21 protein-coding genes are annotated in these 18,365 nt (G+C 73.4%); 10 read left to right on the top strand and 11 right to left on the bottom strand.

The annotated features are described in order from the left end of the window. The first annotated feature begins 24 nt into the window (after positions 1-24). From V5E28_RS33060 to V5E28_RS33045, 4 genes are read left to right on the top strand one after another with little or no spacing between them, the layout of a single operon-like run. Positions 25-774, top strand: a complete 750-nt coding sequence (locus V5E28_RS33060) for an enoyl-CoA hydratase family protein (protein WP_336212813.1) — start codon at positions 25-27, stop codon at positions 772-774. Continuing rightward, positions 774-1,625 carry a CoA transferase subunit A gene (locus tag V5E28_RS33055; protein ID WP_336212811.1) on the top strand — a complete coding sequence of 284 codons (852 nt, stop codon included), beginning with the start codon at positions 774-776 and terminating at the stop codon, positions 1,623-1,625. The genes V5E28_RS33060 and V5E28_RS33055 overlap by 1 nt, the downstream gene beginning before the upstream one ends. After that, a complete protein-coding gene (locus V5E28_RS33050; protein WP_336212809.1) occupies positions 1,622-2,374 on the top strand; it encodes a CoA-transferase subunit beta in 753 nt (250 codons plus the stop codon). Before V5E28_RS33055 ends, V5E28_RS33050 begins: the two co-directional genes overlap by 4 nt. 46 nt (positions 2,375-2,420) lie before the next feature. Beyond that, positions 2,421-3,485 carry an NAD(P)H-dependent flavin oxidoreductase gene (locus V5E28_RS33045; protein ID WP_336212807.1) on the top strand — a complete coding sequence of 355 codons (1,065 nt, stop codon included), beginning with the start codon at positions 2,421-2,423 and terminating at the stop codon, positions 3,483-3,485. Here V5E28_RS33045 and V5E28_RS33040 read toward each other — a convergent pair. The 3 genes from V5E28_RS33040 to V5E28_RS33030 are packed head-to-tail and all read right to left on the bottom strand — an operon-like array spanning position 3,433 to position 6,449. After that, on the bottom strand, positions 3,433-4,452 hold the full coding sequence (locus tag V5E28_RS33040; RefSeq protein WP_336212806.1) for an acyl-CoA dehydrogenase family protein: 1,020 nt from the start codon (positions 4,450-4,452) through the stop codon (positions 3,433-3,435). The genes V5E28_RS33045 and V5E28_RS33040 overlap by 53 nt on opposite strands. A gap of 40 nt (positions 4,453-4,492) precedes the next feature. Beyond that, the gene (locus tag V5E28_RS33035) at positions 4,493-5,620 is read right to left on the bottom strand and encodes an acyl-CoA dehydrogenase family protein (RefSeq protein WP_336212804.1); all 1,128 of its coding nucleotides are present in this window, start codon (positions 5,618-5,620) and stop codon (positions 4,493-4,495) included. After that, the gene (locus V5E28_RS33030; RefSeq protein WP_336212803.1) at positions 5,610-6,449 is read right to left on the bottom strand and encodes an enoyl-CoA hydratase; all 840 of its coding nucleotides are present in this window, start codon (positions 6,447-6,449) and stop codon (positions 5,610-5,612) included. Before V5E28_RS33030 ends, V5E28_RS33035 begins: the two co-directional genes overlap by 11 nt. A gap of 48 nt (positions 6,450-6,497) precedes the next feature. Between V5E28_RS33030 and V5E28_RS33025 the strand changes: the two genes are divergently transcribed. The 5 genes from V5E28_RS33025 to V5E28_RS33005 all read left to right on the top strand — a co-directional run bounded on the left by V5E28_RS33025 (position 6,498) and on the right by V5E28_RS33005 (position 10,482). Continuing rightward, entirely contained in the window at positions 6,498-7,295 is a 798-nt protein-coding gene (locus V5E28_RS33025) for an SDR family oxidoreductase (protein ID WP_336212801.1), read from the top strand. 15 nt (positions 7,296-7,310) lie between these two features. Then, positions 7,311-7,928, top strand: a complete 618-nt coding sequence (locus V5E28_RS33020) for a TetR/AcrR family transcriptional regulator (RefSeq protein ID WP_336212799.1) — start codon at positions 7,311-7,313, stop codon at positions 7,926-7,928. A gap of 10 nt (positions 7,929-7,938) precedes the next feature. Further along, on the top strand, positions 7,939-9,096 hold the full coding sequence (locus V5E28_RS33015; protein ID WP_336212798.1) for an acetyl-CoA C-acetyltransferase: 1,158 nt from the start codon (positions 7,939-7,941) through the stop codon (positions 9,094-9,096). Between the two features lie 108 nt (positions 9,097-9,204). Beyond that, a complete protein-coding gene (locus tag V5E28_RS33010) occupies positions 9,205-9,567 on the top strand; it encodes a hypothetical protein (RefSeq protein WP_336212796.1) in 363 nt (120 codons plus the stop codon). A 63-nt stretch (positions 9,568-9,630) separates the two neighbouring features. Then, complete coding sequence (locus V5E28_RS33005; protein ID WP_336212794.1) at positions 9,631-10,482, top strand: N-acetylmuramoyl-L-alanine amidase; 852 nt, start codon at positions 9,631-9,633, stop codon at positions 10,480-10,482. A gap of 39 nt (positions 10,483-10,521) precedes the next feature. Here V5E28_RS33005 and V5E28_RS33000 read toward each other — a convergent pair whose 3' ends face one another. The 6 genes from V5E28_RS33000 to V5E28_RS32975 all read right to left on the bottom strand — a co-directional run bounded on the left by V5E28_RS33000 (position 10,522) and on the right by V5E28_RS32975 (position 16,629). Beyond that, on the bottom strand, positions 10,522-12,243 hold the full coding sequence (locus tag V5E28_RS33000; protein WP_336212792.1) for a S8 family serine peptidase: 1,722 nt from the start codon (positions 12,241-12,243) through the stop codon (positions 10,522-10,524). A 160-nt stretch (positions 12,244-12,403) separates the two neighbouring features. Beyond that, the gene (locus V5E28_RS32995) at positions 12,404-13,492 is read right to left on the bottom strand and encodes a hypothetical protein (RefSeq protein ID WP_336212791.1); all 1,089 of its coding nucleotides are present in this window, start codon (positions 13,490-13,492) and stop codon (positions 12,404-12,406) included. A gap of 84 nt (positions 13,493-13,576) precedes the next feature. Continuing rightward, entirely contained in the window at positions 13,577-14,116 is a 540-nt protein-coding gene (locus tag V5E28_RS32990) for a PepSY domain-containing protein (RefSeq protein WP_336212789.1), read from the bottom strand. Between the two features lie 13 nt (positions 14,117-14,129). Then, positions 14,130-14,585 (bottom strand): GbsR/MarR family transcriptional regulator, encoded by a 456-nt coding sequence (locus V5E28_RS32985; protein WP_336212787.1) that lies wholly within the window; start codon positions 14,583-14,585, stop codon positions 14,130-14,132. Beyond that, the gene (locus tag V5E28_RS32980) at positions 14,582-15,361 is read right to left on the bottom strand and encodes an alpha/beta fold hydrolase (protein ID WP_336212785.1); all 780 of its coding nucleotides are present in this window, start codon (positions 15,359-15,361) and stop codon (positions 14,582-14,584) included. The genes V5E28_RS32985 and V5E28_RS32980 overlap by 4 nt, the downstream gene beginning before the upstream one ends. Before the next feature lie 32 nt (positions 15,362-15,393). Continuing rightward, positions 15,394-16,629 carry an alpha-hydroxy acid oxidase gene (locus V5E28_RS32975; protein WP_336212783.1) on the bottom strand — a complete coding sequence of 412 codons (1,236 nt, stop codon included), beginning with the start codon at positions 16,627-16,629 and terminating at the stop codon, positions 15,394-15,396. 78 nt (positions 16,630-16,707) lie between these two features. Here V5E28_RS32975 and V5E28_RS32970 point away from each other — a divergent pair, with 78 nt between their 5' ends. Continuing rightward, on the top strand, positions 16,708-17,319 hold the full coding sequence (locus V5E28_RS32970) for an HD domain-containing protein (RefSeq protein ID WP_336212781.1): 612 nt from the start codon (positions 16,708-16,710) through the stop codon (positions 17,317-17,319). On the opposite strand, the gene V5E28_RS32965 is transcribed toward V5E28_RS32970, so the two are convergent. Both V5E28_RS32965 and V5E28_RS32960 read right to left on the bottom strand, forming a co-directional pair. Further along, entirely contained in the window at positions 17,316-17,591 is a 276-nt protein-coding gene (locus V5E28_RS32965; RefSeq protein ID WP_336212780.1) for a DUF4031 domain-containing protein, read from the bottom strand. The two genes, V5E28_RS32970 and V5E28_RS32965, sit on opposite strands and share 4 nt — an antisense overlap. Next, positions 17,588-18,349, bottom strand: a complete 762-nt coding sequence (locus V5E28_RS32960) for an HAD family hydrolase (RefSeq protein WP_336212779.1) — start codon at positions 18,347-18,349, stop codon at positions 17,588-17,590. The genes V5E28_RS32965 and V5E28_RS32960 overlap by 4 nt, the downstream gene beginning before the upstream one ends. Positions 18,350-18,365: the final 16 nt, after the last annotated feature.

Here is an 18,365-nt window from a genome sequence, read left to right as displayed (position 1 = left end):
AAATGTTAGGTCGAAAGGCGGCTCATGGGAATCTCCACCGGCAGCCACGGCGACGGCATCGCCGAAGTCGTGATGGACGTGCCGCCGGTCAACGCGCTGCCCGTACAGGGCTGGGTCGACCTGGCAGACGCCGTGCGGGAGGCCGGGGCCGACCCCGGGACCCGCGTCGTGGTGCTGCGCGCCGAGGGCCGCGGCTTCAACGCCGGCGTCGACATCAAGGAGATGCAGGCCACCAGCGGCTTCGAAGCGCTGGTGGGCGCCAGCCGGGGCTGCTACGCCGCGTTCGCCGCCGTCTACGAGTGCGAGGTCCCCGTGATCGCCGCCGTGCACGGGTTCTGCCTCGGCGGCGGCGTCGGCCTGGCCGGCAACGCCGACATCGTGGTGGCCTCCGACGACGCCTACTTCGGGCTGCCCGAGGTCGAACGGGGCGCGCTCGGCGCGGCCACCCACCTGGCCCGGCTGGTGCCCCAGCATCTGCTGCGCGCGATGGTCTACACCTGCCGCAACGTCACCGCGGCCGAATTGCACGCGTTCGGCTCGGTCCTGGAGGTGGTGCCCCGCGACCGGGTCCGCGAGGCCGCGATCGAGGTGGCGGCCCGGATCGCCGCCCAGGATCCGTACGTGATCCGGCGGGCGAAGGAGTCGCTGAACGGCATCGACCCGGTCGACGTCAAGCGCAGCTACCGCTTCGAGCAGGGCTTCACCTACGAGCTCAACCTGATGGGCGCCGGTGACCGGCACCGCGACGCCTTCGTCGCGAGAGGCGAGGAGTGATGGGCGCCCTGACGACCGTGGCGGAGATCGTCGGCTCGCTGGAGAGCGGCATGACGATCGGGATCGGCGGCTGGGGCTCGCGCCGCAAGCCGATGGCCCTGGTCCGGGCGATCTACCGGTCCCCGCTGGAGGACCTGACCGTCGTGTCGTACGGCGGGCCGGACGTGGGCCTGCTGTGCGCGGCGGGCAAGGTGCGCCGGGTCGTCGCCCCGTTCGTGACGCTCGACTCGATCGCCCTCGAACCGCACTTCCGCGCCGCCCGGCAGCGCGGAGCGATCGAGTTCACCGAGTACGACGAGGGCATGTTCATGTTCGGCCTGCTCGCGGGGGCGCACCGGCTGCCGTTCCTGCCCACGCGCGCCGGGCTCGGCTCGGACGTCATGCGGGTCAACCCCGGCCTGCGCACCGTCCGCTCGCCGTACGCGGACCAGGAGGAGCTGGTCGCGGTGCCCGCGCTCACCATGGACGCGGCGCTGGTCCACCTGGACCTGGCCGACACCCGCGGCAACGGCCGCTACCTCGGCCCCGATCCGTTCATGGACGACCTGTTCGCCAAGGCCGCCGCCCGCTGCTACCTGACCTGCGAGCGGCTGGTACGGCCGGGCGAGCTGGGCGGCGCGCCGCAGACGCTGCTGATCAGCCGCATGCACGTGACCGGCGTCGCGGAGACCCCCGGCGGCGGCCACTTCACCGACCTCGGCACCGGGCGGGACGAGGCGTTCCAGCGGCACTACGCCGCCTCGGCGGCCGACCCGGACGCGTGGGCGGCGTTCGCCGGCCGGTTCCTGTCCGGTGACGAGCGGGACTACCAGGAGGCCGTGCGCCACTGGCGCGAACAGGAGGCGCGATGAGCGCGACCCGGGCGGAGATCTGCGTGGTGGCCTGCGCCGAGGCGTGGCGCGGCGACGGGGAGGTGCTGGCCGCCGCGATGGGCACCTGCTCGATCCTGGGAGCCAGGCTGGCCCGGCTGACGTTCGAGCCCGGCCTGCTCACCACGGACGGCGGCGCGCTGCTCACCGCCGAGCCCGTGCCGATCGGCGCGCCGGCCGGCGCCGTCGAGGGGTGGCTGCCGTTCCGCGAGCACCTGTGGCTGGTGCAGAACGGGCGACGGCACGTGATGATGGGCGCCTCGCAGATCGACAGGCACGGCAACACCAACATCTCCGCCGTCGGCGCATGGCAGCGGCCGAAGTCACAGCTTCTCGGCGCGCGCGGCGCCCCGGGCAACACGATCGGCAACCCGACGAGCTACTGGATCCCCCGCCACTCGACCCGCGTCTTCGTGCCGAAGGTCGACATGGTCAGCGGCGTCGGCGCCGACCGGGCCGCCGAGCTCGGCGCCGAGGCGTCCCGCTTCCACGGGCTGCGGCGCGTGGTGACCGATCTCGCGGTCTTCGACTTCGGCACGCCCGACGGGGCGATGCGGCTGCTGTCGGTGCACCCCGGGACCGACGTCGAACAGGTCCTGGCCGCCACCGGGTTCGAGCCCGTGATCGACGGTGACGTACCGGAGACCCGGCAGCCGACCGGCGAGGAGCTGCGCCTCATTCGCGAGGTGCTCGACCCGCACGCGCAGCGCGACCGCGAGGTGCGGTCGTGACCGGGCGCCGGGGCGGGGCGCCGCCCGCCGGCACGGGGGGCCGGGCATGATCGAGCAGCTGCTGGACACGCCGCTGACCCGTCTCACCGGCGTCCGCCACCCGGTCGTCCAGACCGGCATGGGCTGGGTGGCGGGGCCCCGGCTCGTCTGCGCCGTGGCCGGCGCGGGCGGGCTCGGCATCCTCGGCTCGGCCACCATGACCCTCGACGAGCTCGCCGCCGCGATCAAGGAGGTCCGCTCCCGCACCCGCGCGCCCTTCGGGGTCAACCTGCGCGCCGACGCCTCCGACGCGGGTGAGCGCATCGACCTGCTGATCAGGAACGAGGTCAAGGTCGCCTCGTTCGCGCTCGCCCCGCGCCGGGAACTGATCGCCAGGCTGAAGGACGCCGGGGTGGTGGTGATCCCGTCGGTCGGCGCGCGGCGGCACGCCGAGAAGGTCGCGGCCTGGGGCGCCGACGCCGTGCTGGTGCAGGGCGGCGAGGGCGGCGGCCACACCGGCCCGGTCGCCACCACGCTGCTGCTGCCGCAGGTCGTCGACGCGGTCGACATCCCGGTCATCGCGGCGGGCGGCTTCTTCGACGGGCGCGGGCTCGCCGCCGCCCTGTCGTACGGCGCGGCCGGCATCGCGATGGGCACCCGGTTCCTGCTGACCTCCGACAGCGCGGTCCCCGACGCGGTCAAGCGGACCTACCTCGGCATGTCCGAGACCGTGGTCACCCGCCAGGTGGACGGCATGCCGCACCGGGTGCTGCGCACACCGCTCGTGGACGGCCTCGAACGGTCGGGCCGGGTGTCCGGCGTGCTCCGCGCGGTGCGCAACGCGGCGCGGTTCAGGAAGATCTCCCGGATGTCGTGGCCGGCGATGATCCGCGACGGCCTGGCCATGAGGCACGGCAAGGACCTCACCTGGTCGCAGGTCCTGATGGCGGCCAACACCCCGATGCTGCTGAGGGCGGCCATGGTGGACGGCCGCCCGGACCTCGGCGTCCTGGCCTCGGGGCAGGCCGTGGCCGTCATCGACGACCTGCCCTCCTGCGAGGAGCTGATCGACGGGATCGTCACCCGGGCGGCCGGCGTGCTCCGCGGTCTCGGCGCGAACCTGGCCGGCTGAGCTCCGACATCAGGCGCGCGCGGTGGGCGGCCGGAGAGCCCCACGCCGCGTACAGGGCGCGGGCCTTGCGGATCAGCAGGCTGGGGTCGTACTCGTCGGTGTAGCCGATCGCGCCGTGCACCTGCAGGGCGATCTTCGCCGCCCGGTACGCCGCCTCCGACGCCATGACCTTGGCGGCCGACACCTCGCGCGGGAAGTCCGGCGAGCCGTATGCGAGGGCCGCGCCGTACACGAGGGGGCGGGCGTACTCCAGCTCGACCAGCGCGCTCGCCAGGTGGTGCTTGACCGCCTGGAACTCGCCGATCGGCCGGCCGAACTGCCGCCTCGACCCGGCGTGGTCCACCGACACCTCCAGCAGCCGGCGTCCGGCCCCGACGAGCTGGGCGGCGCAGGCCAGCGTGCCCAGGTCGAGGGCCTGCCCGGCGGCGGCCGCCACCTCCGGGCCGACGGCCGTCACGTCACCGGACAGGACGGGGAACATCCGCCTGGCCGGGTCCAGGGACACCAGGGCCTCGCCCGGGACGGCGGCCCGCAGCTCCTCGCCCTCCACCACGAGCACCACGCCGGCGACGTCCCCATCCAGCGCGTACGGCACCGCTGGAGGCAGCGCGAGCGAGACGACGGTCGTGCCGCCGGCGATGCCGGGCAGCCATGGGCTGTCCGGGGACAGCCGGTCCAGCAGCACGGCGGCGGCGACGGTCTCGGCGTACGGGCCGGGCACGCCGTGGCCGCCCAGCTCGTGGAAAGCGGTCACCAGCTCGACCGGCAGCACGCCCGCGCCGCCCGCCCGCCCGGGCACCGCGACCGCGAACACCCCAGCCCCGGCCAGCGACCGCCACAGGGCGAGGCCCGGCTCCGGCCGGCCGGCCGCCCAGTCGCGGACCACGGCGGGCACGGCCGCCTGGACCAGCAGCTTGTCCAGGGTCTCACCGAACAACCGCTGCTCGGCGTCGAGGACGAACCTCACGGCCGCCCGCCGATCGGGTGGTCCTGATGCCGTGGCACGGTCAGCGCCCTCCTCGGGGCAGGCCGAGCACCCGCTCGGCGATGACGTTGCGCTGGATCTCGTTGGTCCCGGCGTAGATCGGGCCGGCGAGGGCGAAGACGTACCCCTCCAGCCACTCGCCCGCCAGCTCCCCGTCCGGTCCGAGCAGGTCCAGCGCCGTCTCGTGCAGCGCCACGTCGAGCTCCGACCAGAAGACCTTGTTGACGCTGGACGCGGCGCCCGCGTCCGTGTCGCGGGAGATCGTCTCGAAGCCCTTCAGGCGGTAGGCGCGCGCCCTTATCCAGGCGTCCGCCACCCGGTCGCGCAGCGCGGTGTCGGCCGGGTCGCCGCGCTCGTGCCAGAGCTCCACCAGGCGGTCGGCGGCGGCCAGGAACCGCCCCGGGCTGCGCAGCGTGAGACCGCGCTCGCTGCCCGTGGTGCTCATCGCCACCCGCCAGCCCTCGCCCGGCCGCCCGACGACGTCGCGGTCGGGGACGAACACGTCGTCGAAGAAGAGCTCGGCGAAGGCCGGTTTGCCGTCGAGGCGGCCGATCGGCCTGCGGGTGATCCCCTCGGCGTCCAGCGCGAACATCAGGTAGGTGAGGCCGTGGTGCCTGCCCGCCTCGGGGTCGGAGCGGAACGGGCCGAAACCCCGGTCGGCGAAGGCCGCGCGGGAGCTCCACGTCTTCTGCCCGTTCAGCAGCCAGCCGCCGCCGGTCCGGGTCGCGGTGGCCCGCAGGGACGCCAGGTCGCTGCCCGCCTCCGGCTCCGACCAGGCCTGCGCCCAGATCACCTCACCCGAGGCCATCGGCGGCAGCACGCGGGCGAGCTGCTCGGGGGTGCCGTGCCGGAACAGGGTCGGCGCGAGCAGGTTGACGCCGTTCTGGCCGACCCGGCCGGGCGCGCCGGCCGCGTAGTACTCCTCCTCGAAGACCAGCCACTCCAGCGGCGTCGCGTTCCGGCCGCCGTACTCCTCGGGCCAGGACACCACCGACAGGCGGGCCGCGTGCAGCTCGCGCTCCCAGGCGCGGTGCGCGGCGAAACCCGCCTCCGTCTCCAGCGACGGCAGGGCGCTCGCGGGGACGTGGCCGCGCAGCCACCCGCGCACCTCCGCGCGGAACGGCTCCACGGCCGACAGATCAAGATCCATCGGCGGCCGCCTTCATGCTCCTGGGATCCATCCCGCCCAGCGAGTCTGCCGCGGTCTCGGCGTTGTGCGCGTGGGCGAGGTGGTGCAGGCCGAACACCGAGTCCATGCCGGCGTGCATGCCCTGCAGGTCCTCGGCCTGGTTGACCGCCTTCTTCGCCAGTGCCAGGCCCATCCGCGGCATGGCCGCGATCCGCTCGGCCAGCGCCACGGTGTGCGCCTCCAGCTCCTCGCGGGGCACGACCCGGTTGACCATCCCCACCTCGTACGCGCGCAGCGCGGGCATCCGGTCGCCGGTGAAGAGGAACTCCTTGGCGATGCGCGGCGGCATCGCCCACGGGTGGGCGAAGTACTCCACGCCCGGGATGCCCATCCGCACCACCGGGTCGGCGAAGAACGCGTCGTCGGAGGCGACGATCAGGTCGCACACCCAGGCCAGCATGAGCCCGCCCGCGATGCACGCGCCCTGCACCATCGCGATCGTCGGCTTGGGGATCTCCCGCCACCGCCGGCACATGCCGAGGTAGACCTCCGACTCGCGGGCGAAGCGGCTCTCCGCCCCGTCCTTGCCCACGTGGTCCCACCACAGCCCGGCCCTGCGCTCGAACGAGACGTGCGCGTCGCGCTCCGGGGTGCCGATGTCGTGCCCGGCGGAGAAGTGCTTGCCGGCGCCGGCCAGCACGATCACCTTGACCTCGTCGTCGGCCGCCGCCCGGTAGAAGGCCTCGTCCAGGGCGTAGGTCATGGCCGAGTTCTGGGCGTTGCGGTAGTCCGGGCGGTTCATGGTGACCTTCGCCACGGGGCCGCGCCGGTCGTAGTTCACCACGGTCATGGAGGGCCCTCGCATTCTTTCTAACAACTATTTGGTAGGGTAACTCATGTGAGGCTCAGCGAGGAGGACCCGTCCCGTCCGGCCTACGTTCCCGGCCACGGCCTGCTGCGCGACCGGGTGGCCGTGGTGACGGCCGCCGCCGGCACCGGGATCGGGGGCGCGTGCGCCCGCCGCATGCTGGAGGAGGGCGCGCGGGTGGTCATCAGCGACGCGCACGAGCGCCGGCTCGGGGAGACCCTGGCGGCGCTGGAGCGCGAGTTCGGCGCCGCGGTGACCGCCACGCCGTGCGACGTCACCTCGGAAGAGCAGGTCCAGCGCATGTTCGCGACCGCCGAGGAGCGGTTCGGGCCGGTCGACGTGGTGGTCAACAACGCCGGGCTCGGCGGCACGGCCACGCTCGTGGAGATGACCGACGAGCAGTGGGGCCGGGTGCTGGACGTGACGCTGGGCGGCACCATGCGCTGCACCCGCGCCGCGCTGGCGCGCATGCAGCCGCGAGGTCGCGGCGTGATCGTCAACAACGCCTCGGTGATCGGCTGGAGGGCCCAGGAGGGACAGGCGCACTACGCCGCGGCCAAGGCGGGGGTGATGGCGCTGACCAGGTGCGCGGCGGTCGAGGCCGCGCCGCACGGCGTGCGGGTCAACGCGGTGGCCCCCTCGCTGGCCGTGCACCCGCACCTGGCGAAGGTGACGACGCGGGAGCTGCTGACCGAGCTGACCGCCAGGGAGGCCTTCGGGCGCTCCGCGGAGCCCTGGGAGGTCGCCAACGTTATCGTCTTCCTCTCGAGCGACTACTCCTCCTACCTGACGGGAGAGGTCGTCTCGGTCTCGAGCCAGCATCCCTGAGAGGTCGACGCACACATGAGCCCACGACGCCGCGATTCCCAGAGCACCGCCGCCGCCCGCGCCGGGCGGCGGGCGGAGCTGCTCGCGACCGCCGCCGAGGTGTTCGCGTCCAGGGGATACGCGGCCACGACGGTCCGCGAGGTGGCCGACGCCGCGGACATCCTGGGCGGCAGCCTCTACTACCACTTCGACTCCAAGGAGGCGATGGTCGACGAGATCCTGTCCGCCTTCCTCACCGACCTGTGGGAGGCCTACGACAGGGTTCTCGGCTCCGGGCTGGGCGCGCGGGAGACCTTCGAGGCGCTGATCGTCGAGTCGTTCCGGTCGATCGAGCGGTACCGGCCGGCCGTGGTGATCTATCAGAACGAATCCAAGCATCTGGTGACAAATCCGCGTTTCTCGTACTTGGTCGACTCCCAGCGCCGGTTCCGCGAGATGTGGCTGTCGGTGCTGGACCGGGGGGTCACGGACGGGGTCCTGCGCGCCGACCTCGACACCGGCCTGATCTACCGCTTCATCCGCGACACCGTCTGGCTGGCCGCGAGCTGGTATCGGAGCGACGGCCCGCTGCCCGCCGAGGAGATCGCCAGGCAGTACCTGGCGATGGTCCTCGAAGGGATCCTGACAACCTGAGGAGTTCACGATGGCCGAGGCGTACATCGTCGAAGCGGTGCGCACCCCCGTGGGCAGGCGCGGCGGCGGGCTCTCCGGCGTGCACCCGGCCGACCTCGGCGCGCACGTGCTGAGCGAGCTCATGTCCCGCTCCGGAGCGGACCCGGCGGCGGTGGAGGACGTGATCTTCGGCTGCGTGGACGCGGTGGGCCCGCAGGCGGGCGACATCGCCCGCACCTGCTGGCTGGCCGCGGGGCTGCCCGAGGAGGTGCCCGGCGTGACGATCGACCGCCAGTGCGGCTCCTCCCAGCAGGCCGTACACTTCGCCGCCCAGGCGGTGCTGTCCGGCACCAGCGACCTCGTGGTCGCCGGCGGTGTGCAGAACATGTCGCAGATCCCGATCGCGTACGCCTCGCGCGGCGCCACCGACGCGCTCGGCCTCACCGGCGGCCCGTTCGCCGGCTCGCGCGGCTGGCGGGCCCGCTACGGAGACCAGGACGTCTCCCAGTTCCGCGGCGCCGAGATGATCGCCCGCGACTGGGACATCTCGCGGCAGGACATGGAGGCGTTCGCCTTCGAGTCGCACCGGCGCGCGATCCGGGCGATCGACGAGGGGCGCTTCGACCGCGAGATCGCCCCGATCGAGGGCGTCTCGGCCGACGAGGGCCCGCGCCGCGACACCACCCCCGAGAAGATGGCCGCTCTGAAGACCCTGGAGGAGGGCGGGCGGCTCACCGCCGCTCTGGCCTCGCAGATCTCCGACGGCGCCGCCGCCCTGCTCATCGCCTCCGAGGCGGCGGTCCGGACGCACGCCCTGCGGCCGCGGGCCCGGGTCCACCACGTCTCGGCGCGCGGCGAGGACCCCATCCGGATGCTGTCGGCCCCGATCCCGGCGACGGCGTACGCGCTGAAGAGGAGCGGCATGCCGATCGGCGACATGGCCGTGGTGGAGATCAACGAGGCGTTCGCCTCCGTCGTCCTGGCCTGGCTGAAGGAGACGGGGGCCGATCCGGCGCGGGTCAACCCGAACGGCGGCGCGATCGCGCTCGGCCATCCGCTCGGCGCCACTGGCGCCCGCCTGATGATCACTCTGCTGCACGAGCTGGAGCGCACCGGCGGCCGGTACGGCCTGCAGACGATGTGCGAGGGCGGCGGCCAGGCCAACGTCACCATCATCGAGCGCCTATAAAGCCGACCATTTCATCTCAAATGGGGCAGAATTGCTGGACTCGCGCGCGACTCGCGGCGCATAGTTGAGGTTGATCGACCAGGCGCCAAACGGCAGCTACGGAGGGTCATGACGCACACGTTCGCCGCTTTCCTCATGGTCGCCTCGATCGGCGTCGGAGGCCTGGCGCCGACCGCTCAGGCTTCCGCGACGGCCGCGGTCGCGGCACCGAACCTGAAGGCCTGTTACGACGGCAACTGCAAGATCACCCTCAAGAAGCGGGCCTCGTTCCGGGTCAGCCCGCGGTTCGGCATCACCAGGGTGACCATCACGTTCGACTCGCGCTCCGTGCGGGTGCGGGGGACCGGGCCCGGTGTCACGTCCGAGGGGGTGTTCAGCAAGGGAGGCTCGGCGTCGATCAACGGCATCGGCTTCCAGCTCGTCTCGCTGTCCGGCGGCAAGGCCGTGCTGCGCCTGAAGCCGGTTCGCTGACCTGCACGGACAATCTTCCCAGCGCGGAAGGTCCGCGCGCCCGCAGTGGGTACGGTACGACTCGTGCGTGCTCGTGACGCGGCCTCGACCGTGCTCTCCGTTCTGATGCTGGCCACCGGCTGTGCGGGCGCGGCCTCCCCGGGGACGGCCGGGACCGGCACGCCGGCTCCCGGCCCACGGACCGGCTCCGAGGCCGGCTCCGAGGCCGGCTCGCGGACTCCGACGGCCGAGCCGTCCCGGACGGGCGCGGCGGCCCTCGCGGGCAAGGTCGTGGTGATCGATCCCGGACACAACGGGGGGAACGCCGCGCATCCCGACGTGATCAACCGGCAGGTCGACGTCATCACCGGGCGCAAGCCGTGCAACACGACGGGCACCCGGACCGACGCCGGCTACCCCGAGCACGCCTTCACCTGGGACGTGGCGCGCAGGCTCCGGCCGCTGCTGGAGAAGCAGGGCGCGAAGGTGGTGCTGACCAGACCGGACGACAAGGGTGTCGGCCCGTGCATCACCGAACGGGCCGCCATCGCCAACCGGGCCAAGGCGGACGCGGTCGTGTCCGTCCACGCCGACGGCGCCGCTCCCGGCGGGCACGGATTCCACGTGATCATGCCGGGCCTGGTGGCCGGTCACAACGACGCCATCGTCAGGCCGTCCCGGCGCCTGGGCCTCGCGGTCCGCGAGGCCTACCGCGCGGGCACCGGCCTGCCGTACGCGACCTACATCGGCCGGAACGGCCTCGACACCCGCACCGACCTGGGCGGGCTGAACCTGTCGACCAGGCCGGCCGTGTTCGTCGAATGCGGCAACATGCGCAACCGGAGCGACGCAGCGAAACTGTCGTCCCCGGCCTTCCGCCAGCGCATCGCCGCCTCCCTCGCGACCGGGGTCGAGAGATACCTCGCCGGGGGATGACGTGCGGCCGGCCCGGACAGGACCGGCCGCAGCGGGTCGTCAGCGGATCGCGTCGAGGGCGTCGACGATGCCGCGGCCGTAGAAGCCGTTGCGCGTCCTGTTCCCCTCGCACACGTGCGTGTCCGTCGCCGTGGTGCCGTCGGGCAGGTGGCGGGTGTAGGTGAAGGCGGGCGGTGTCGGGCAGGCCGTCCTGGTCGCGGAGCCCTTCAGCACGGTTTCCACGACGCTCGGGCTGAGCGTCTTGCCGCCGTGCGCGCGGTCGCGGTGGCCGTACTTGCCGATGATGAGCGCGGCGACCCCGACGGTGCGCGGCGAGGCCATCGAGGTGCCCTGGAGGTAGGTGTAGTAGGCGCAGACCGAGCCCCTGCAGTCGCGCACGACGTTGGTGACGTTCGGCGTGCCGTCGGGGTTGAGCTGGCCGCGCGCCTCGGCCAGCGCCTTCGGGTAGGCGGCCAGGGTCGCCCTGGTCACGTCGCGGGTGTTGCCCGGTGTGTCGTAGACGTCGCCGCCGGGGGCCGCCACGTCGATGTAGCCGTTGCCGTAGTCGGAGTAGTACGCCTTGCGCTTGCTGATGCCGGTCGAGGAGACCGAGATCACGTGGTCGCCCTCGCTCGGCATCGAGATGCAACTCGGCGGGATGGTCCGGCTGTACGGCGCCTCGCCCGGCACGCTGGCGAAGTCGGGGCTGGAGGCGTCGACGATCTCCTTGGTGTAGTCGCTGGCGCCGTTGCCGGCGGCGGACACCAGCGTCACGCCCTTCCTGTGGGCGTAGTCGAGCGCCCGCTGGGTGGCCTTGATGACGGTGGCCTGCTCCGCCCTGTCAGCCGCGGAGTCCGCGGGGTTGTCGGTGCAGTTGAACAGCCACGGGTCGATGTAGTAGCTCATGTTGATCACGTCGATGCCGTGGTCGCCGGCGTAGGTCAGCGCGTCGACGCTGGGCTGCAGGAAGAAGTAGCCCGAGTCCTGGCCGACCCGGAGGTTGACGATGGAGACCTTCGGCGCCACGCCGGCCACGCCGAGCCGGTTGATCGGGGAGGCGATGGCGGACGCCACGTGCGTGCCGTGCTGGTTCTCGTCCACGTCCGCCGGGTCCTCGCAGGAGCGGTCCGCCTCGGCCTCGCACGGCCCGTCGACCACCGCGCCGTTGGCGTCGACGGGGATGTCGACGGTGAAGTTGCGGCTGAGCGCGCGGTTGAAGTTGGGCGCGATGTCGGGGTGCGAGCCGTCCACACCGGTGTCGAGGACGCCGACCAGCACACCGGGGTCGCCCTGCTCGTAGCGGTGGGCGCCGCCGGCGGTGGCGTTGATCTGCTTCATGTCCCACTGCAGCTCCGCCAGCGGTTCGGCGGCCGGGCCCGGCCTGCCGAAGGTGGTGGCGGCCGGGGCGCCGTCTCCCGCCTGCTCCACCGCTCTGGCCTCGATCGCCTTGCGTACGGCGGCGGTGGAACGGGCGGTCGTGGGCACGGTGCCGATGGACCGGTTGTGGGCGACGCCCTCGATCGCGGCGCTGGCCGACAGCGCCGCGGCGAAGTCCGCGTTCGTGGTGGCGATGGTGGCGACCCCCACCGCGCTGTTCTCCCTGACGAGGGTGCCGCCCGCGGCCTCGATCGCCTGCCGGGCGGCCTGGAGGCCGGTCCCCTCCTTGTAGAGGACGACGTACTCGGCCTGTGGGCCGGTGGAGCCTTCCTGCCCAGCCTGCGCCGGGGTCACCAGGGTGGCGGTGACCAGGACGGCGGCTGCGATGACGGCGACGCGTTTCACACGTACCTCCGCAGTAGTGGCGAATTCCCGTCCATCAATCTGAAGAGGTATGAGGTGTACGTCCATATGCGCGGAGCTTTGCCGCCAATGCGTGACATGACGGCGATCTCATCGTGAGGAAGAGTGCGGTATCACGGCGCGATCATAGGACGGCGACGGCTCAGAACCTGGGAAAACCCGTCTCCGGCACGCCTTCGGGCGCGCTGCCGGCCGTGTCCCTGCCCAGGTCCTCCTGCGCCAGGTGGGCCAGCCGGGCGACGATCACCCCTTGGATGAGGACGAGGGCGGTCGCCAGCCGCGCCCCGACCTTGATCGAGGCGAGGAAGGAGGCCGGGAACATCGGCCCGAGCGCCCGCAGCGCGATCATGATGGCCAGATCGACGACCGTCGTCCAGAACGCGGCCTCGTGCAGCTGGTTCAGGTGCCTGACCGCGTCCTGCAGGCCGAGGGCCCGCCCGGCGGCCTCGTCGGCGAGCTGGAGGCCGGCGGCGACGAAGTCGCGGAGCTTGCGGTCCGCGACGTCCTTGGCCGCCCCCTGCCACGCCGCGGCCAGGGCCTCACGCTTCATCGGGTCGCCGGCGCCGAAGAGCTCGCCCAGCGCGCCGGCGGCGCCGCGCCACGCGGTCACGGCCCTGTCGAGCTCCTCGTCGTGCCAGGTGGCCGTGGCGAGCCAGAGCATCAGCCCGGACGCCGCCGTCACGGACAGGCTGGAGGCGACCTTGAGCATCGACACCGTGCGCTGGCTGAGCTGCTCCAGCCTGGCCGCCTCGTGCGGCATCCTGGCGAGCGCGGCGTCGGTGCCGCGCCGGCCGTAGGCGGAGACGTTCAGCGCCATCAGCCCGGTCCCGCCGAGAGCGGCCAGCGACGTGACGCCGAGCGTGACGCCCTGCCACGGCTTCGAGCTCGTCCTGGGCGCCTCCTCGCGCGTCGGGTCCGCCTCCCAGCTCTCGTCGGAGGCTGCCAGGACGGCCTGCATCACGCCGCTCTCGGCCAGGACGTAGCCGTCGGCGCTGAGCTTCATCGTGCCGGCGATGCCCGTCGCCGAGACGACGCCCTGCCGCAGGGTCTCGGCGAGGCGGGTCCTGGCGTCGTTGTGCCGTCCGCGCGCCTTCTCGCCGACGATGCCGAACGTCCCCCACGGCAGCTCCTCGGGCAGGAGGACGCCAAGCGACTGGAGCGCCCGGCGCATCTGGTGCGCGTTCAGCCCTGACTCTCGAATGCCGCTCTGGCGGAAGGCCGCATGATCCACGGGATCAGCTTGGCCAACCACGACAGGCTTTGCCGACCCCTGTGACCGTACCGTGACCAGAAACCGGCAATTCCGGCAGGAGGCTCAGCCGAGGACGCGGGTCAGCGCCGGGATCCGCCGCAGGACGAGCCGGTCCAGTGCCAGCACCGCCACCATGGTGACACCCGCGAGCGGGAACAGCACCCCCAGCACCGCCATGATGCCGATCACCCCGTACGCCGCGCGGCTGCTGGTGGGGCGGGCGGGGGCGCCGGCGCGGCCGCGGGGTCTGCGCTTCCACCACATCCACACGCCCGTGACCACGAGCGTGATCAGGGCCAGGCAGGCGCCGAGCATCACGACCAGGTTGGCGGCGCCGTAGCGGCGGCCCTCGTGCAGGGCGATGCCCTGCTCGACGGCCTTGGCCATGAGGCCGTACTCGGCCCAGCCGTAGGAGACCAGTACCCGGCCGCTGTACTGGTCGACGTGCAGCGTCTGCGCGGCAGCCGGGTCGCGGCGCGGGTCGGTCACGATCGTGTAGACGCCCCGCGGATCCCCCTCATCGCCGCGATCGTCGTGGGGCCCGGAGCGGTCGTGGCCCTGATCCGTCTGGCGCTGTCCAAGCCCGACGCGACTCGGCGGCAACCGGCCGTCACTCCTATGGTCCGCCGGGCGTACCGCGGCGGCGCCTGCTGAGCAGCTCGCTGCCGACGTCGACGTAGCCCGCGAACAGGCCGATCACATCCTGGAGCCGCTCCTGCGCCGGACCGGGCCCGACCAGCTCCTCGCCGTCCCGCAGGGCGGCGATGAGGGTCCTGGCCCGGGCGTGGCTCGCCTCCAGGAGCGTCTCCAGCCCGCCCGTCGCCTCCACCAGGAGCCTGCGGCTGCCCGGCTGCGGGATCACCCTGGCCAGGCCCCACGAGTCGAGCTGCCGGACCGCCGTGCTCACGGCTCCCTTGCTCAGCCCCAGCTCGGCGGCGATCGCGTCGAGGGAGCTCGGCTCCTCGGTGACCAGCAGCAGCCCGTAGACGCGACCGGTGGCGTGCGGCAGGTTCCACGAGGCCAGCAGATCGCCCACCGACGTGACGAACGCGGCCCGCCGCTCCGCGCTCATGCCGCCACCCGCAGGAACTCCTCGATCGCGGCGTTGACCGCGTCGGGAGCGTCCTGGTTGGCGATGTGGCCGGCGCCGGGGATGACGATCTCCTCGATCCCCTCCGCCCCGGCCCAGGCGGGCATGGCCGAGGCGATGTCACCGGTGCGGTCCCGCTCGCCGCGGATCAGGCGCAGCGGCACGGGGGTGCGGTAGCCGGGGTCCGGGTCGAGGAAGCCGACGGTCGCCCGCCACACCTGCACGAACTCCTTCTTCGTGAGCTGCGCGAACGCCCTGCGCGCGTCGGCCCTGGCCGCCGCCGTCACGGCGGAGGCGTCGGCCAGCATCCGGACGGGGACCACCGACAGGGCGGGCGCCGCGGCCTTCAGCAGCAGGCGGTCCTTGGCGGACAGGGACGCGACGTTCCGGGTCGCGCCGATGACGACCAGCGCCCGGCACAGCTCGGGATGCCGCCGGAGCAGGGCCTGGCTCAGGTTGCCGCCCAGCGACTGGCCCACCAGGACCGGCCGGTCGAGCCGCAGGTGCCCGATGAGCGCGCGCAGGTCCGCGATCGCCCGTTCGGCGGTGAACGGCGCGCCGGCCGGGCGGGAGAGGCCGTGGCCGCGCAGGTCCCACGTGATCACCCGGTAGCCGCGTGCGGTCAGGTGGTCTCGCTGGGCGTCGAACATCACGTGGTCGGCCCCGGCGCCGTGCGAGAACACCACGGGCACGCCGTCACCGCCGCTGTCGGCGTGGCGAAGCTCGCAGCCGTCCAGCGCGAGAGACAAATTTAGCATCTACTGAATATAGCGAATAACCGCCGTGGCGTTCAGCGCAGCCTCACCGTGTCCCGGTCCAGCCCGTCCACCCCGCCGACGCCCAGCAGCTGCAGCGTCCGCACCAGCTCGGCGCGCATGAGCTGCAGCACCCGGTCCACGCCCGGCTCACCGCCCGCCATGAGGCCGTACAGGTACGCCCTGCCGACGAAGCAGGCCCTGGCCCCGAGCGCGACCGCCGCGGCCACGTCGGCGCCGCTGCGGACGCCGCCGTCCAGGAACACCTCCGTGCGCTCCCCCACGGCCGCCACCACCTCCGGCAGCAGCTCCAGCGGGGTGGGGGAACGGTCGAGCTGGCGGCCGCCGTGGTTGGAGACGACCAGGCCGTCCACTCCCACGGCCGCCAGCTCCTTGGCGTCGTCGACCCGCTGCACCCCCTTCACCAGCAGCGGCCCCTCCCACACCGAGCGGATCCACGACAGGTCGCTCAGCGTCACCGTGGGATCGAACATCAGGTTCGTGATCCCCGCCAGGTCGTCGGGCGCGCCGTCGACGGTGGCGAAGCGCAGCGGCTCGCTGGTGAGGAAGTCGAACCACCAGGCCGGATGGCCCGCAGCCCGCAGCAGGCCGCCCCAGCGCAGCGAGGGCGGCATCGTCATGCCGTGCCGCACGTCGCGCAGCCGCGCCCCCGCCACCGGCACGTCCACGGTCACCACCAGCACGTCCATCCCCGCCTCGCGGGCCAGGCGGAGCGACTCGCGGGTGCGGCCCCGGTCACGGACCACGTAGAGCTGGAACCAGTTCCAGCCGCCGGGCGCCGCCAGCGCGACGTCCCGGGCGCTCGTCGTGCCCATCGTGGACAGGGTGTACGGCACCGAGGCCCTGGCCGCCGCCCGGGCCACCGCGCGCTCGCCGTCGCGGTGCATCATCCGGGTGAACCCCGTCGGCGCCAGCACGACCGGCATCCCGATCCGCCTGCCCAGGACGTCCACCGCGGTGGGCGCCTCGGCGACGTCGCGCAGCACCCGCGGCCTGAACTCCACCCGCGCGAACGCCGCCACCGACCTGGCCAGCGACACCTCGCCCTCGGCCGCACCGTCCACGTAGTCGAACACCATGCGCGGCGCGCGGCGCCGGGCCAGCCGCCGGATGTCGGCCAGGTCGGCCGCCGCCGCCAGGCGCCGCGCCCTCGACGGGAACGGCCTCGGCCGCCCGGGCACGAACGCCCGCAGCTCCCGCCAGCGGGGCAGGCGCCGGGGATCGTCCGACATCGACTCGATGCCCGCCACGCTAGCAAGCCGCGAGCCTCCCGTCCCGCCCGGGAGGCGCCGCATCGCGGCCGGGCATGGCGCTCTATCGTTGATCCCATGCTGACGGGCTGGCGCGCTGTGGCGGGGCACTCGCGGGCGGCCGAGGCCGTCGGCGCCGAGCTGGTGGCCCGGTGGTCGCAGCCGCACCGCCGCTATCACACCCTCGACCACCTCGCCGCCGTGCTCGCCGCCGCCGACCGGCTCGCCGCGGAGGCGGCCGACGCGCGGGCCGTACGGCTCGCCGCCTGGTTCCATGACGCCGTCTACGACGGCAGGCCAGGCTGGGACGAGGAGCGCAGCGCCCAGCTCGCCCAGTCCAGGCTGCCGCGCTGCGGGGTGCCGCCCGAGCGGGTCGCCGAGGTGGCCAGGCTGGTACGGCTGACCGCCGCGCACGACACGCTCGCCGGCGGCGACCGCAACGGCGCGGTCCTGTGCGACGCCGACCTGGCGGTGCTCGGCGGCGACGGCTACGAGGCGTACGCGGCGGCGATCCGCGAAGAGTACGCCCACGTGCCCGACGACCTCTTCAGACAGGGCCGGGCCGCCGTGCTGCGCCGGCTGCTGGCCGTACCCGAGCTCTACAGGACGCCGAAGGCGCGCGGGCTGTGGGAGGAGCGGGCACGCGCGAGCATGGGAGCCGAGCTCGCGGCGCTCGGGAAGGCGCGCTAGCCGACGGCTCTGCGGGGTTTGCGGCGGCGCAGTCCCGCGGCGACCAGGCGGCGCAGCAGCTCGCGCGAGCTGACCGCCTGCGCGCCCAGCGACACCGCGAGCGCGTGCATGGTCTCCGGCACGTCGTAGTGGTCGCGGTCGAACGCCCGCTCCGGCACGCCGAGCCGCACGGCGAAGGCGTGGAGCTCGGCATGGGAGGCGTCGCTGACCAGATGCGACCACATCAGGCCACGCGGGCCGGGCCAGTGCGGGGGGTCGATGAGCACGGTCACGTGGTCCAGGGTAGGACCCTGCCCCGTACGGTCAGCTCGCCGAGGTCGGTCACCACCAGGTCGGCGCCATGCTCGCCGAGCTCGCGGAGCACGGCCGAGTCACCGTCCCTGTCGACCGCGATCACCTGCCCGAACCCGCCCTTCTTGCCCGCCTCGATCCCCGGCAGCGCCGCCTCCACCACCGCGGCCCTGCTCGCGGGCAGGGCCAGGCGGCGCACCGCCTCCAGGAACAGCGCCGGGTCCGGCTTGCCCGGCAGGTTCATCAGGGCCGCGTCGCTGCCGTCGACGACGAGGTCGAACAGGTGGGTCACGCCCGCCGAGCTGACCAGCTTGCGGCCGTGCAGGCTGGCCGAGACCGCCGCCGTGCGCGCCCCCCGGTGGCGCAGCTCGTGCAGCAGCGCCACGGTGGACGGGAAGGCGGCCACGCCGTACTTGTCCACCTGCGCGAGGAAGTGGCGGTCCTTGGCCAGGCCGAGCCCGTGCACGGTGGGCGCGCCCGGCTCGTCGTCCGGCGCGCCCTCGGGCAGCGTGATGCCGCGCGAGGCCAGGAAGGTGCGGACGCCGTCGAGCCGCGGCCGTCCGTCGACGTGGCGCAGGTAGTCCGCCTGGATGTCGAAGGGCGCCGAGCGGCCACGCAGGAAGGCGTCGAAGACGTGCTTCCAGGCGGCCGCGTGCCCTCGGGCGGTGTCGGTGACCACGCCGTCGGTGTCGAACACGACGGCGCTGATCGAGGCCAGGTCGATGACAGTCTCGTCCACACCGCGAACGTAACCC

Source organism: Nonomuraea sp. LPB2021202275-12-8, assembly GCF_037044575.1.
In the GTDB taxonomy this organism is placed as follows: Bacteria; Actinomycetota; Actinomycetes; order Streptosporangiales; family Streptosporangiaceae; genus Nonomuraea.
The sequence above is the reverse complement of the archived record's forward strand: the minus strand, read 5'-3'. Positions and strand labels throughout refer to the sequence as shown.